Source organism: Massilia litorea, assembly GCF_015101885.1.
In the GTDB taxonomy this organism is placed as follows: domain Bacteria; phylum Pseudomonadota; class Gammaproteobacteria; order Burkholderiales; family Burkholderiaceae_D; genus Telluria; species Telluria litorea.
The window spans coordinates 961,288-974,717 of the sequence record NZ_CP062941.1; the positions used below are offsets into that span (position 1 = coordinate 961,288).

Here is a 13,430-nt window from a genome sequence, read left to right on the forward strand (position 1 = left end):
TCTTCTACCAGTTCAGCAAGACCAGGCAGGAAGCGAGATTCGCTACAATTGGATCGCCTGTTGGATCGGCGTTACCGCCCCGACAGCCTGATCGAATCCCGAAGGGAATAGCATATGACGCACATAGAAGTTTCGACAATCGGCTTTACTAAAAAGTCGGCAGAAACTTTTTTCAGCCTTTTGCGAAACGCAAACGTGCGAACGGTGCTCGACGTACGCTTGAACAACACTTCGCAGCTTGCGGGTTTCGCTAAAAAAGCGGATTTGCGATTTTTACTGTCCGAACTCCTGGGTGTTCAATATATCGAGCTAGGTGAACTGGCGCCTGAGAAGGAGATGCTGCAACGTTACCAACTGAAGGAAATGACATGGGACGATTATGCAAGCGCCTATCTGGAATTGCTCGCACGGCGCCGCGTGGAGAGCAATCTGGACGTTTCCTTATTCGACGGGGGATGTCTGCTATGCAGCGAGGACAAACCTCATCAGTGCCATCGGCGGCTTGCGGTCGAGTATCTCAACTCGCGCTGGAACGGAAAATTGAAGATTTCCCATCTCGTTTAGTTTTCATGGCAGGTCCGGCACCCGGACGCCACCTCAGCCATATATCGAAAGGGCACGTAGAAAAATGAAGAGCAGTTCGAACGGCGGCCTGGTGTATTCCACCGATAGCGGGCGCATGTGCCCCGAATGCCGGCAACCCGTCGCGCAATGCGTATGCAAGAAAAAGGCTGTCACCGCAGGCGATGGAACGGTGCGCGTGTCACGCCAGACGAAAGGCCGCGGCGGGAAAAGTGTGACCCTCATCAAGGGACTGGCGCTCGATCCCACCGCACTGGCGCTACTGGGCAAGCAATTGCGCACTGCATGCGGTTCAGGCGGAACGGTAAAAGACGGTGTCATCGAGATCCAGGGCGACCACTGTGAGCTGGTCATGGAAACACTTACAAAGCTTGGCCATCAACCGAAACGCGCCGGCGGCTGAGTTGCAGCTGCGCCGGGCCAGCGCTCCAACGACCGTATGCAGCCCTATCGTTGCCTGGCCGGCGTCACCGCCGGCTCGACATTGCGTAGCGTAACCAGCGCCCGATATTCGGTATCGTCCAGCACGAATTCAAGGCGCGCCTGCGGCGGATAACTCGTCTTGATCAGCATTGCCGACGCCATTTTGGCGTCGAATGCAGTACGCACCCAGCCGGACAGCGCCTGTGGCCGCTGGTGCGGTGCTTCACGCAGGATTTCGGTGATCGCCCGGAGATGCTCGGGATGGTCGCGCTGGACGCGCGCGAGTGCGCCGGGCGTGTCGAGGTCGACCTGATGCACGGCCCCAAAATCAGCGTGGGCGGAAAAGGCGACGCTGGCAAGCAGCGCGGCCAATATGGTTCTCATGGCGCACCTCCTTCAAGAATACGCCCAGTCTACTCCCGGCATCGGCCAGCGGACCAACGCCTAAGCAGCGAACGGCTATTCGGCAAGCCGCCTCTGCCGCTCCTCGCGCGGCGTATTCCCGAACAGCGCCCCAAACGCCGTCGAAAAATGCGACCCCGACGAAAACCCGCACATCAGCCCCACCTGCACGATCGAGTTGTTCGTGTCGAGCAGCAACTGACGCGCCCGGTTCAAGCGCAGTTCCAGGTAATAGCGTGACGGCAGACTGCCGAGATACTGCTTGAACAAGCGCTCCAGCTGCCGCCGCGACACGCCCGCCAGCTGGGCAATCTCGTCGGTCGACAACGGCTCTTCGATATTCGCTTCCATCAAGGTCACCGCTTCCGTCAGTTTCGGCTGCAGCGTTCCGAAGCGCGCCTGCAGGGCCACGCGCTGGCGCTCCTCGCGGCCGCGCACGCGGTCGACGCACAGCAGCTCTTTGACGGGCGCCTGCACGTTGGATCCAAAAATGATGTCGATCAGGGTCAGTGCAAAATCGACGGAGGCGGCGCCGCCGCAGCAGGTCAGACGGTTGCCGTCGATCTCGTACAGGTGCGGGGTAAAGATGGCCTGGTCGGCGCGGCTGTCGGCGTCGGCGTACAGCGACCAGGGGAAGGCGGTGCGCACGCCGTTCAGGGCGCCGGCTTCCGCCAGCCACAGCACGCCGGCACCGACGCCGCCCCAGAAGGGCGCGGCGCGGCAGCGTTCGACCAGGGCGCGGAAGTTGGCGGGTTTTAGTCCTGCCTGCGCTTCGTCGGCGGCCAGCAGCACCAGGTGCCAGTGGCGCTGGGCGTCGCTGGTAAATTTGTCGGGGCTGCGCACGTCGACGTGCAGGCGCTCGGGGCCAAGGATCTTGGCGGCCTGGCGCAAGGGCTGGACCAGGCCGGACCAGGTCAAGGAATCCGGTTCGCCCGCGTTGATCAACAGGATGCGCAGCGGCCGTTCCTGCGCCAGGACGGACAGTTCAGCTTGCGGCATCGGGGCAGATTGGGGGCGTCATCACTCGGGGGCAAGCGCGGCGGCGGGCCGGCGTTCGGAATTCCATTGACTGACTATCATACCGGAGATCAACAGCAAGCCGCCCAGCCAGCCGCGTCCCGTCATCGCTTCTCCCAGCCAGAAATAGCCGAAGAAGGCGGCAGCCGCCGGCTCGAAGGCGTAGACGACGGCCGCCTCGTTGGCCGTGGTGCGCGACTGGCCCCAGGTCTGCAGCGAAATAATGGCGGCAGTCGCTACCACGCCGAGGTAGGCGAAGTTCCAGGCGTGCTGGCCGATGGCAGTCACGACACCGCCGAACCAGGCGCTGCGTGCGGCGGCGTCGCCCGGCACCTCGCGCGCCAGCAGCCAGAGCGCGGCGCAGACGGCGACGGTGGTGATTTGGCCCGCAGTGACGGTAAGCAGGTTCGTCGCACGCTGGGTGTGCACTTCCATGACCTTGATGTACACGCCGAAGCAGAGCGCACACATCAGCGCGAGCGAGTCGCCGAGGCCCCAGCCGCCGCCATCCCAGCACAGGGCGGCCAGTCCGGCGAGCGACATGGCCAGCGCCAGCACGATGCGGCGCTCGGGCAGGCGTCCGGCCAGCACGCCCAGCAGCGGCACGACCAGCACGTTCAGGCCGCAAATAAACGCGTTGCGATTGGAACTGGTCAGCGCCAGGCCCTCGACCTGGAAAATAAAGCAGAAGAATAACAAGACGCCCAGCAGCGCGCCCGAGCGCAGGTCGTGGGCCCTGGCGCGCCACAGGAAGGGCGACAACAGCAAGGCTGCCAGGGCGAAGCGCACCAGGATGATCCACACCGCCGAGAAATGCCCCGTTAAATCTTTCATGGCCGGGAAAGTCGTGCCCCAGACCAGGGTGACGAGCAGCAAGGCGAGGATGCCGTGGAGGTGGCGGGTCATAAATGTGGCAAATCGGCAAAAGCGACTATGGTACGCGCCTCGGCAGTAAAAGGCGAACCGTGGGCCAGTGAACTCCATGGACGGCTATAATTCCAGTACATGGGGGAACGATATTTAACAAGCGTCCGCTTGCTGGCCGAATGCCTGCAAGGCTTCGAGCGGTATTCGGGCGAAACGGTGCGGCAATACGGTTTGACGCACGCGCAATTCGACATCATCGCCACGCTGGGCAACACGGATGGGATGAGCTACAAGGAACTCGGCGAGCGCACCCTGATCACAAAGGGTACGCTGACGGGCGTCATCGAACGCCTCGAACAGAAGGGCATCGTGCTGCGCGAACGCAGCAGCGACGACAAGCGTTCGTTCCAGGTGCGCCTGACCGATGCGGGAGAAAGCGTGTTCCGCGAAGTGTTCCCGAAGGTAGTTGCCCACGGCAGGCAGTTATTTGCCGATTACAGCGACGCCGAATTCGACGAGATGGATGGCGCGTTGAAGAAGCTGCGTGAGCGCATTGGTAACGCCGGGCGCCCGTCCCTCTTATCTCTACAACAAAAGGAAGAATCTTGAAAACCACCCTGCTCGAGGGCAAAACGCCCGCCCATTTCGACAAGCACATCATTGGCAATATCCTGCTCGACGTGGCGACCGAGGAAGAAGTCCGCCAGCACAAGATGCTGATCGGCGTGCGCAACGAAGCCGGCGAAATCTACCGCCTGATCGGCGCAGCGAAATTGAACAATTTCATGAACGCCGTCGAAGAGCTGATCGACCTCGGCCTGGTCGACGAGCTGCAGGACACCGAAGAGCTGCGCGACGGCTGCGACGCGATTTTCAGCGAAGAGTAAGCACCCGCCGCGCGCAGGCCGGCGCCGTTGTAAAAGTGCCGCCGGGCAAATATTGCCTGGGGCACGTCTGTACATCAGAGTATAATTTTTCGATGGACAGACTCGACGCCCTTAAAAGTATCGCGGCCCAGGCCATTCGCGGCGAACTCAGCTTCCCGACGAATGTCGACGCCACCCTCAGGCTGCAGCAAGCCCTGAACGATCCCGAATGCCACGCCGATATGGCGGCCCGCCTGGTCCAGGCCGAGCCGCTGCTGGCGGCGCGCACCGTGGCGATCGCCAATTCCGTTACCTATAACCGCTCCGGCAACGATGTGACCAATGTACGCGCGGCCGTGCAGCGCGTGGGTTTCCGCACCCTGGGCGCGCTGGCGGCGAGCGTCATCGTGCGCCAGCTGAGCAGCGAAATTACCGATCCCGCCCTGCGCGCGCGCGCCGATGCCCTGTGGCGCCACTCGGCCCACGTGGCCGCGCTGGCGCAGGTGATCGCACGCCGGGTGTCGTTTGTCGATCCGGAAACGGCGATGTTTGCCGGCATCGTGCACGAGGTCGGCGGCTTTTATATGCTCTCGAAGGCGCAGGCGTATCCGGGCTTGCTCGATGGCGATGCCGAAGAATGGCTGGAACATGGCGAAGTCGCGGTCGGACGCGGCGTGTTGCTGCGGCTGGGCGTGCCGGCGCCGGTGATGGGGGCGATCGAGGCCATGTGGAACGGCATGCGCGCCCTGCCGCCGGAAACCCTCGGTGACACCTTATTGCTGGCGAACGATTTGTCGCCGGTGGCCTCTCCCCTGCTCGAGCGTCCGGGTGCGACGACGGTGCAGGCGGCGGCGACCATCGATTTCGCGGTGGGCGACGGGACGCTGGCGCGCATCATGGAAGAGTCGGCGCACGAGGTGCAGAGTTTGACGTCGGCGTTGTTGTAATCGCGTTGTAATCGATTTGCGTCGATATTTCCCGACCACCCGGGATCTCATTTCCCCAAAAAAAATGCCCGCTCAGGGAGCGGGCAAAGTCCAAAACTAGGGATGTCCTGAAAGAGACAGCTCCATATTAGTTCCCGATTCCCGCACGCTCTGTGCGCCACTTCACACATTTAACGTTTTCTCGGCCGTTGCGAAAAAACCATCAGGGGCAAAAAAAAACCCGCTCCGAGGGGGAGCGGGTGAAGTCCAAAACTAGGGATGTCCTGAAAGAGACAGTTCCACTATACGGTTTCGCTATCTCGGCTCTCTGTGCGACAACTCACACATGAGACCGGTATTTCACATTTCGCCTACTTCGTTGCGAAAATCGATATGCAGACTGGGCAAAATGGTGAAAAAAGCCACAACGAGAATGAAAAATGCCGCCTGATTGAAGTCAGGCGGCATTTTTTTTGGCCGGGGCATGCACGCATGCCCTTGACGATCAGACGACGGCGCCGTCCGTTTCGTCCTTTTCCTTGACCGGCTTGATCAGGTCTTCGCGCTTCACACCGAACCACATGGCCAGTGCCGCGGCCACGAACACCGACGAATAGATACCGAAGCAGATACCGATCGTCAGCGCCAGCGCGAAATGGTGCAGCGATGGACCGCCGAAGAACAGCATCGACAGCACCATCATCTGGGTCGATGCGTGGGTGATGATGGTCCGCGAGATGGTGCTGGTGATGGCGTGGTCGATGACCTCGGTCACGCTCATCTTGCGCTGCTTGCGGAAGGTTTCGCGGATCCGGTCGAAGATGACGACCGATTCGTTGACCGAGTAACCCAGCACGGCGAGCACGGCCGCCAGGACGGTCAGCGAGAATTCCCACTGGAAGAAGGCGAAGAAGCCCAGGATGATGACGACGTCGTGCAGGTTCGCCAGGATGGCGGCGACCGCGAATTTCCATTCGAAGCGCACGGCGAGATAGACCACCACGCCGATCACCACCATGAGCAGCGCGTTCAGGCCGTCGTGGGCCAGTTCGTCGCCGACCTGGGGACCGACGAAGTCGACGCGCTGCAGCGTGACGACTTCTGCGCCGGCGGCATTTGCGCAGCTGGTGCGCGCCACTTGCTGGCCCTTCTCGAGCACCGTGATCTGCTTGGGCGTGCCGCCTTCGGACGCGCAGACGGCAGCGAAAGCCTGGTTCGAGGCGGTCGCGCCGCTGGCGTTCTTGACTGGCGGCAGGCGCAGCATGATGTCCTGCGCGGTACCGAAGCTGGCCACCTCGGGCGCTTCATAGCCGATGCCGCGCAGCGTGCCGCGGATCTTTTCCTGGTCGGCCGCATGCGGATAACGCAGCTCCATCACGGTACCGCCGGTGAATTCGACCGAGAAATTCAGGTGCTTGGTCACCAGGAAGAACACCGCCGCAACGAAGGTCAGCGCCGAGATCACGTTGAAGATCAAGGCGTGGCGCATGAACGGGATGTCCCGTTTGATTTTGAAAAATTCCATGACGATTCCCTAGTCCTTATTTCTTTTCAGCGGGCAGGCCCGGGGTCCAGACGGTGCCCACGGACAGCTTCGTGACCTTCTTGCCGCGACGGCCGTACCACAGGTTGACGATGCCGCGCATGACGAACACGGCCGAGAACATCGAGGTCAGGATGCCCAGGGTGTGCACGACGGCAAAGCCGCGCACGGCGCCCGAACCGAAGATCAGCAGCGCCAGGCCGACGATCAGGGTGGTGACGTTCGAGTCGAAAATCGTGTCCCAGGCGTGGCTGAAGCCATGCGTGATCGCCTGTTGCGGCGTGGCGCCGCCACGCAGCTCTTCACGGATGCGCTCGTTGATCAGCACGTTCGCGTCGATCGCCATACCGAGCGCCAGCGCAATTGCCGCGATACCCGGCAGGGTCAGCGTGGCCTGGAGCATCGACAGCAGCGCCAGCAGGAACAGCACGTTGGCCGCCAGCGCCAGTGCACTGAAGACGCCGAACATGTTGTAGTAGATGATCATGAAGACGGTAATGGCCAGGAAGCCCCAGACCGTCGAGTGCAGGCCGCGGCTGATGTTTTCGGCACCCAGCTGCGGGCCGACCACGCGTTCTTCAATGAATTCCATCGGCGCCGACAGGGCGCCCGAGCGCAGCAGCAGCGCCAGTTCGTTGGCGTCTTCGATGCTGCCGATGCCGGTGATCTGGAAAGTCGAGCCCAGTTCGCCCTGGATAGTCGGCGCCGTCGGCACGGTGTACTTGCCCTTTTCTTTCAACAGGACCGCCATGCGCTTGCCGATGTTCTCTCGGGTCACGAGGCGGATCTTGCGGCCGCCGTCGCCGTTCAGGTCGATCGACACGGCAGGCTGCTGGTTCTGGTCGAAGGTAGCGACCGCGCTGGAGATATAGTCGCCGGTCAAAATAATATCTTTCGAGACCACGACCGGAGCGCCGCGGCCTTCGGTGAACAGTTCCGAGTTCAGCGGCACTGCGGCCGACAGTTCGGTGCCTGGCGTCACGGTCGGATCGACCATGCGCATTTCCAGGGTCGCGGTGCGGCCGATGATGTCTTTCGCGCGGGCCACGTCCTGCACGCCCGGCAATTGCACGACGATACGGTCGGCGCCCTGGCGCTGGATGACCGGTTCGGTCACGCCCAGTTCATTGATACGTTTGGACAGCGTCGTGATGTTCTGGTTCACGCCCTCTTCCACGGTGCGCTTGAGCGCTTCCGGCTTCAGGGTCACCAGGAGCTTGAGGTCGCTGCCGTCGGCGGCGTCCGCCAATTGCAGGTCCTGAACCTGGCTCGACAGCACGCTGCGGGCGGCGGCGCGGGTTTCGGCATCGCGGAAGGTCACTTCCACGGTGTTGCCGCTACGCTCGATGCCGGCGTGGCGCACGTTCTTGTCGCGCAGGATGCTGCGCACGCTCGCTTGCGTGCCCTTCATCTTGGTTTCCAGCACGGCCTTGGCATCGACCTGCAGCAGGAAGTGGACGCCGCCGCGCAAGTCGAGGCCGAGGTTCATCGGCAGCGCACGCAGTTTCTGCATCCAGGCGGGGGTATTCTTCACCAGGTTGACGGTGACGATGTAATCGGGGTCGGCCTGGTCGCGGTTGAGCTGGCGCTCGAGCGCGAGCTTGGCCTTGAACTGGGCGTCGGTCGTGTCGAAGCGTGCACGCACGGCCGTCGAGTTGCCGGTGCCTTCCAGAGACACTTGTTTAGCCGGAACACCTTCGCGTGTGAGCACATCCGCGACGCGGGCCGTGGTGTCGCTCGTGATCTTGACCGCGGTCTTGCCGGTCGTAACCTGCAACGCCGGCGATTCGCCGAAGTAATTAGGCGCCGTGTACAGCGCACCCAGCAGGAGCGCGACAGCGATCAGTATGTATTTCCAGACGGGATAGCGATTCATAGTGTTCCAGCGTTGGGTGTTGAGCGACAGCGGCCCGGGGGCCGCGGCGCAGGCTTACAGGGACTTCAGGGTACCCTTCGGCAGCAGCGTGGTGACTGCGTTCTTCTGCACGACCATTTCGGTACCGGTCGCCACTTCCAGGGTGACGTAGGCGTCTTTCACCTGCACCACACGGCCCAGGATGCCGCCGGCGGTGACGACTTCGTCGCCCTTGGCCAGCGCTTCCATCATCGACTTCATTTCCTTCTGGCGCTTCTGCTGGGGACGGATCATCAGGAAGTACATGACCACGAACATGATGAGCAGCGGAGCGAAGGTCGTCAGGTTGCCCATCAGGCCAGGGTCGGCAGCGGTGGTGGTTTGCGCGTACGCGTTGGAAATGAACACAAGGACTCCGATTGTGAGATAAAAAAAACAGCGCTGTATTCTAGCACCGGCGAACTGCCAGCGGCCATTCCGCACCATGTGGGAATGACATTCATAAATTGCAAGGTGGAAATTGGGGGCGAGATCATTTTGTACGGTCCGCCCCGGCATGACCGCGTGGGCACGGAGTGCCCACCTACAACATCACACCCCGCGGGCGCGATCGGCTGCGAACTTCAGGCGGAAGCCGTGGAAGCCATCGGCGTCGATCGCGTCGCGGATCTCCTGCATCAGTTTCAGGTAATAGTGCAGGTTGTGAATCGTATTCAGCCGCGCGCCCAGGATTTCGTTCGAACGGTGCAGGTGGTGCAAATACGCGCGCGAAAAATTCTTGCAGCAGTAGCAGTCGCAGGACTCGTCCAGCGGCCCCGTGTCTTCTTTATAACGCGCGTTCTTGATCTTGACGTCGCCGAAGCGCGTGAACAGCCAGCCGTTACGGGCGTTCCGGGTTGGCATCACGCAGTCGAACATGTCGACGCCGTTGGCCACGCCTTCGACCAGGTCTTCCGGCGTGCCGACGCCCATCAGGTAATGCGGCTTGTTTTCCGGCAGGCGCGGGCCGACGTGGGCCAGGATGCGCTTCATGTCTTCCTTCGGCTCGCCCACCGACAGGCCGCCGATGGCCAGGCCCGGGAAGTCGATGTCCTGCAAGCCCGCCAGCGATTCGTCGCGCAGGTGCTCGTACATGCCGCCCTGGACGATGCCGAACAGCGCGTTCGGATTTTCTCCGCCCTTGAATTCGTTCATCGAGCGCTGGGCCCAGCGCAGCGACATGCGCATCGATTTCGCCGCTTCCTCTGCGGTGGCGGCGCGGCCGTCGATCTCGTAGGGCGTGCATTCGTCGAACTGCATCACGATGTCCGAATTGAGCGCGCGCTGGATCTGCATCGACACTTCCGGCGACAGGAATTTACGCGAACCGTCGATCGGCGAGGCGAAGGTAACGCCCTCTTCCGTGATCTTGCGCATCGCGCCCAGCGAAAACACCTGGAAACCGCCCGAATCGGTCAGGATCGGTTTATCCCAGCCCATGAAGCCATGCAGCCCGCCGAACTTGTTCAGCACTTCCGTGCCGGGACGCAGCCACAAGTGAAAAGTGTTGCCGAGGATGATCTGGGAGCCGACTTCTTTCAGCTCGACCGGGTCCATGGCCTTGACGGAACCGTAGGTCCCGACCGGCATGAAGATCGGCGTCTCGATGGTGCCGTGGTTGACTTTCAAACGGCCGCGGCGCGCGTGCGACAGGCCGCTGGTGTCTTTTTTGAGGAGCGTAAATTCGAGCATCGGGTGTTATAGACGTGATTGGGTTGTCAGCAGCATGGCGTCGCCGTAGCTGAAGAAACGGTATTCGTTGGCGATCGCATGGGCATAGGCCTTGCGGATCTCGGCGTAACCGGCAAAGGCCGACACCAGCATCAGCAGGGTCGACTTCGGCAGGTGAAAATTGGTGATCAGGCGCGTCACCGTCCTGAACTTGTAGCCCGGCGTGATGAACAGCGCCGTGTCGGCGCTGCCGGCGACGAGTTCACCCGATTGCGAGGCCGATTCCAGCGCGCGCAGACTCGTGGTGCCGACGGCGACCACATCGCGCCCGGCCGCTTTCGCAGCGCGCACGGCGTCGACCGTCTCTTGCCCGATGGTGTACCACTCGGTGTGCATGTTGTGCTGCGAGAGGTCCTCCACGCGCACCGGTTGGAAGGTTCCGGCGCCCACGTGCAGGGTGACGTAGGCGAAGTTCACGCCCTTGGCCGCCAGTTTATCGAGCAGCGGCTGGTCGAAATGCAGGCCGGCGGTCGGCGCGGCAACTGCCCCCGGCTCCTTCGAATACACGGTCTGGTAACGCTGCTCATCGAATTCGTCGGCCGCGTGTTCGATATAGGGCGGCAGCGGCAGGCGGCCGTGCGCTTCGATCAGCTCGAACACGTCGCCCTCGAAATGAAGCGTAAAGAATTCGCCGGCGCGCTCGCCGGCGGTGACATCGAATGCGTCGGCCAGGCGGATGCGGTTGCCGGGCTTCGGCGACTTCGAGGCACGCACCTGGGCCAGCACGGTGCGGTTGTCCAGCACGCGCTCGACCAGCACCTCCACTTGCCCGCCGCTCTCCTTCACGCCGAAGAAGCGCGCTTTTAATACGCGCGTGTTGTTCATCACGAGCAGGTCGCCGGCTTGCAACTGGTCGACGATGTCGGCGAAATGGCGGTCGGTGATGTGCTCGCCATCGAGTTGCAGGAGGCGTGAAGCGCTGCGGTCAGGCAGGGGCAATTGCGCGATGCGCTCGGGCGGCAGGTCGAAATCGAAATCGGAAAGCGAGTACATTGTCTTCAATTCTGGGAAAATAAGTGCTGGCAGCCTTACAATATGGCCCCAAGTACGTGCGGCGAACCCTCTATTTTACGCTGACCACGGCCAAACTGCTGCATCTATGCCCGCTCCCAAGACTCCTCCCGCTCCGAAAACGACACAAACCAGGCTCGCCAAGCTCGGCCTGCGCAGCGACATGGACCTGATCCTGCACCTGCCGCTGCGCTACGAGGACGAGACGAAAATCGTGCCGATCCGCGAGGCCTGCCTGCGCGGCGGCCATGTGTCGCAGGTCGAGGGCGTCGTCATCAAGAACGAGATCGCGCTGAAACCGCGGCGCCAGCTGCTGGTGACCATCGCCGACGACAGCGGAGAATTGCTGCTGCGCTTCATGAATTTCTACGGCAGCCAGGTGAAACAGCTGGCCGAAGGCGTGCGCGTGCGCGCGCGCACCGAAATCAAGCATGGCTTCTTCGGCGCCGAGATGGTGCATCCGACCTATAAAGTCGTCAACGAGAATGCGCCGCTGCCGACTTCCCTGACGCCGGTGTACCCGTCGGGAGAAGGCCTGTCGCAGCCGATCCTGCGCCGTGCGATTGCCGAGGCGATGCGGCGCGTGGACTGGACCGACACCGTGCCGCCGGCCATTCGCCGCCAGATGGACCTGATGGATTTCCAGCCGGCCGTGAAACTGCTGCACTATCCGCCGGTCGATGTCGACGAATACGCGCTGATGGAAAAGTCGCATCCGGCCTGGACGCGCATGAAGTTCGACGAACTGCTGGCGCAGCAGCTGTCGCTGAAACGCGCCCAGCGCGCGCGCCGCGACAAGGGCGCGCCGCACCTGCGCGCGATGGGCCAGATGACCGAAGGGCTGCTGGGCGCCCTGCCGTTTTCCCTCACCGGCGCCCAGCAACGGGTCCTGCAGGAGATCCGCGCCGACCTGCGCGAGGGCTATCCGATGCAGCGCCTGCTGCAGGGCGACGTCGGCAGCGGCAAGACGGTCGTTGCGGCCCTGGCCGCCGCGCAGGCGATCGACTCCGGCTACCAGGCGGCCTTGATGGCGCCGACCGAGATCCTCGCCGAACAGCATTTTCGTAAAATCGCGGCATGGATGGAGCCGCTCGGCGTCAAGGTCGCCTGGCTGACCGGCAGCCTCAAAAAGAAGGACAAGACGGCGGCCAACGAGATGGTCGAGTCGGGCGAAGCGCGGCTGGTGGTCGGCACGCACGCGCTGATCCAGGACACGGTGCAGTTCGCCAAACTGGGCCTGGTGATCGTCGACGAGCAGCACCGCTTCGGCGTCGGCCAGCGCCTCACGCTGCGCAACAAGGGCAGCGAGGGCCTGGTGCCGCACCAGTTGATGATGTCGGCCACGCCGATCCCGCGCACGCTGGCCATGACCTATTACGCCGATCTCGAGGTGTCGGTGATCGACGAGCTGCCGCCGGGCCGCAGCCCGATCGTCACCCGCGCCATCGACCAGAACCGGCGGGACGAAGTCATCGAGCGCGTGCACGCGGCCGCGCTCGAGGGGCGGCAGGTGTACTGGGTGTGTCCGCTCATCGAAGAATCGGAAGCGCTGCAGCTGCAGACGGCGACGGAGACCTACGAGACCCTGGCCGAAGCCCTGCCCGATTTGCAGGTGGGCCTGGTGCACGGACGCATGAAGCCGGCCGAGAAGCAGGCGGTGATGGATGCGTTTACGGCTGCCGAGGTGCACGTGCTGGTGGCGACCACGGTGATCGAGGTCGGCGTCGACGTGCCGAACGCCTCGCTGATGGTCATTGAACATGCCGAGCGTTTCGGCTTGTCGCAGCTGCACCAGCTGCGCGGGCGCGTCGGGCGTGGATCGGCGGCCAGCGTCTGCCTGCTGCTGTATCAGAGCCCGCTGGGCCAGGTGGCGAAACAGCGCTTGCTGACGATGCGCGAGACGACCGACGGTTTTGAAATTGCGCGGCGCGACCTGGAGATCCGCGGACCGGGCGAATTCCTGGGCGCGCGCCAGTCGGGGCAGGCGATGCTGCGTTTTGCCGACCTGGAGACCGACCAGTGGTTAGTGGAACATGCGCGCGATATCGCGGCGAGTTTATTGGAGAGCGAGACCGGGCCGAATGTGGAGATCGTGGATGCGCACCTGGCGCGCTGGCTGGGTGGACGCGAGGAGTTCCTGAAGGTCTGAACGGGGTTCGCAGGGTGGG

The 13,430-nt window shown here is 62.7% G+C and carries 14 protein-coding genes; 6 read left to right on the forward strand and 8 right to left on the reverse strand.

Annotation, left to right across the window (positions count from 1 at the left end; all coding sequences use genetic code 11):
* The first annotated feature begins 114 nt into the window (after positions 1 to 114).
* Positions 115 to 564 carry a DUF488 domain-containing protein gene (locus LPB04_RS04275; protein ID WP_193687525.1) on the forward strand — a complete coding sequence of 150 codons (450 nt, stop codon included), beginning with the start codon at positions 115 to 117 and terminating at the stop codon, positions 562 to 564.
* Positions 565 to 628: 64 nt separating this feature from the next.
* Positions 629 to 985 carry a translation initiation factor Sui1 gene (locus tag LPB04_RS04280; RefSeq protein ID WP_193687526.1) on the forward strand — a complete coding sequence of 119 codons (357 nt, stop codon included), beginning with the start codon at positions 629 to 631 and terminating at the stop codon, positions 983 to 985.
* Positions 986 to 1,029: 44 nt separating this feature from the next.
* On the opposite strand, the gene LPB04_RS04285 is transcribed toward LPB04_RS04280, so the two are convergent.
* From LPB04_RS04285 to LPB04_RS04295, 3 genes are all read right to left on the reverse strand, one after another.
* Positions 1,030 to 1,389: a hypothetical protein gene (locus LPB04_RS04285; protein WP_193687527.1), complete on the reverse strand. Its 360-nt coding sequence runs from the start codon at positions 1,387 to 1,389 to the stop codon at positions 1,030 to 1,032.
* A 75-nt stretch (positions 1,390 to 1,464) separates the two neighbouring features.
* A complete protein-coding gene (locus LPB04_RS04290) occupies positions 1,465 to 2,406 on the reverse strand; it encodes a GlxA family transcriptional regulator (protein ID WP_193687528.1) in 942 nt (313 codons plus the stop codon).
* A gap of 21 nt (positions 2,407 to 2,427) precedes the next feature.
* Positions 2,428 to 3,330: a DMT family transporter gene (locus tag LPB04_RS04295; protein WP_193687529.1), complete on the reverse strand. Its 903-nt coding sequence runs from the start codon at positions 3,328 to 3,330 to the stop codon at positions 2,428 to 2,430.
* A gap of 99 nt (positions 3,331 to 3,429) precedes the next feature.
* Between LPB04_RS04295 and LPB04_RS04300 the strand changes: the two genes are divergently transcribed.
* From LPB04_RS04300 to LPB04_RS04310, 3 genes are all read left to right on the forward strand, one after another.
* Positions 3,430 to 3,900, forward strand: a complete 471-nt coding sequence (locus LPB04_RS04300; RefSeq protein ID WP_193687530.1) for a MarR family winged helix-turn-helix transcriptional regulator — start codon at positions 3,430 to 3,432, stop codon at positions 3,898 to 3,900.
* The gene (locus tag LPB04_RS04305) at positions 3,897 to 4,178 is read left to right on the forward strand and encodes a hypothetical protein (RefSeq protein ID WP_193687531.1); all 282 of its coding nucleotides are present in this window, start codon (positions 3,897 to 3,899) and stop codon (positions 4,176 to 4,178) included. Before LPB04_RS04300 ends, LPB04_RS04305 begins: the two co-directional genes overlap by 4 nt.
* A 92-nt stretch (positions 4,179 to 4,270) precedes the next feature.
* On the forward strand, positions 4,271 to 5,104 hold the full coding sequence (locus LPB04_RS04310; RefSeq protein ID WP_193687532.1) for an HDOD domain-containing protein: 834 nt from the start codon (positions 4,271 to 4,273) through the stop codon (positions 5,102 to 5,104).
* Positions 5,105 to 5,588: 484 nt separating this feature from the next.
* Here LPB04_RS04310 and secF read toward each other — a convergent pair whose 3' ends face one another.
* The 5 genes from secF to queA form a co-directional block, all read right to left on the reverse strand.
* Positions 5,589 to 6,608 (reverse strand): protein translocase subunit SecF, encoded by a 1,020-nt coding sequence (gene secF / locus LPB04_RS04315; RefSeq protein ID WP_193687533.1) that lies wholly within the window; start codon positions 6,606 to 6,608, stop codon positions 5,589 to 5,591.
* Between the two features lie 16 nt (positions 6,609 to 6,624).
* Positions 6,625 to 8,502, reverse strand: a complete 1,878-nt coding sequence (gene secD, locus LPB04_RS04320) for a protein translocase subunit SecD (RefSeq protein ID WP_193687534.1) — start codon at positions 8,500 to 8,502, stop codon at positions 6,625 to 6,627.
* 54 nt (positions 8,503 to 8,556) lie between these two features.
* Complete coding sequence (gene yajC / locus LPB04_RS04325) at positions 8,557 to 8,889, reverse strand: preprotein translocase subunit YajC (RefSeq protein WP_193687535.1); 333 nt, start codon at positions 8,887 to 8,889, stop codon at positions 8,557 to 8,559.
* A 183-nt stretch (positions 8,890 to 9,072) separates the two neighbouring features.
* Positions 9,073 to 10,212: a tRNA guanosine(34) transglycosylase Tgt gene (gene tgt / locus LPB04_RS04330; RefSeq protein WP_193687536.1), complete on the reverse strand. Its 1,140-nt coding sequence runs from the start codon at positions 10,210 to 10,212 to the stop codon at positions 9,073 to 9,075.
* A gap of 6 nt (positions 10,213 to 10,218) precedes the next feature.
* A complete protein-coding gene (queA, locus tag LPB04_RS04335) occupies positions 10,219 to 11,244 on the reverse strand; it encodes a tRNA preQ1(34) S-adenosylmethionine ribosyltransferase-isomerase QueA (RefSeq protein WP_193687537.1) in 1,026 nt (341 codons plus the stop codon).
* Between the two features lie 106 nt (positions 11,245 to 11,350).
* On the opposite strand from queA, the gene recG reads away from it, so the two are divergent.
* Complete coding sequence (gene recG, locus LPB04_RS04340) at positions 11,351 to 13,411, forward strand: ATP-dependent DNA helicase RecG (protein WP_193687538.1); 2,061 nt, start codon at positions 11,351 to 11,353, stop codon at positions 13,409 to 13,411.
* Positions 13,412 to 13,430 lie beyond the last annotated feature (19 nt).

Excerpts from the sequence above, each read along its gene's own strand:
- tgt (WP_193687536.1), bottom strand. The coding sequence starts at position 10,212 with ATGCTCGAATTTACGCTCCTCAAAAAAGACACCAGCGGCCTGTCGCAC.
- LPB04_RS04295 (WP_193687529.1), bottom strand. The coding sequence starts at position 3,330 with ATGACCCGCCACCTCCACGGCATCCTCGCCTTGCTGCTCGTCACCCTG.
- recG (WP_193687538.1), top strand. The coding sequence starts at position 11,351 with ATGCCCGCTCCCAAGACTCCTCCCGCTCCGAAAACGACACAAACCAGG.
- LPB04_RS04300 (WP_193687530.1), top strand. The coding sequence starts at position 3,430 with ATGGGGGAACGATATTTAACAAGCGTCCGCTTGCTGGCCGAATGCCTG.
- queA (WP_193687537.1), bottom strand. The coding sequence starts at position 11,244 with ATGTACTCGCTTTCCGATTTCGATTTCGACCTGCCGCCCGAGCGCATC.
- LPB04_RS04280 (WP_193687526.1), top strand. The coding sequence starts at position 629 with ATGAAGAGCAGTTCGAACGGCGGCCTGGTGTATTCCACCGATAGCGGG.
- secD (WP_193687534.1), bottom strand. The coding sequence starts at position 8,502 with ATGAATCGCTATCCCGTCTGGAAATACATACTGATCGCTGTCGCGCTC.
- LPB04_RS04285 (WP_193687527.1), bottom strand. The coding sequence starts at position 1,389 with ATGAGAACCATATTGGCCGCGCTGCTTGCCAGCGTCGCCTTTTCCGCC.
- LPB04_RS04290 (WP_193687528.1), bottom strand. The coding sequence starts at position 2,406 with ATGCCGCAAGCTGAACTGTCCGTCCTGGCGCAGGAACGGCCGCTGCGC.
- LPB04_RS04310 (WP_193687532.1), top strand. The coding sequence starts at position 4,271 with ATGGACAGACTCGACGCCCTTAAAAGTATCGCGGCCCAGGCCATTCGC.
- LPB04_RS04275 (WP_193687525.1), top strand. The coding sequence starts at position 115 with ATGACGCACATAGAAGTTTCGACAATCGGCTTTACTAAAAAGTCGGCA.
- secF (WP_193687533.1), bottom strand. The coding sequence starts at position 6,608 with ATGGAATTTTTCAAAATCAAACGGGACATCCCGTTCATGCGCCACGCC.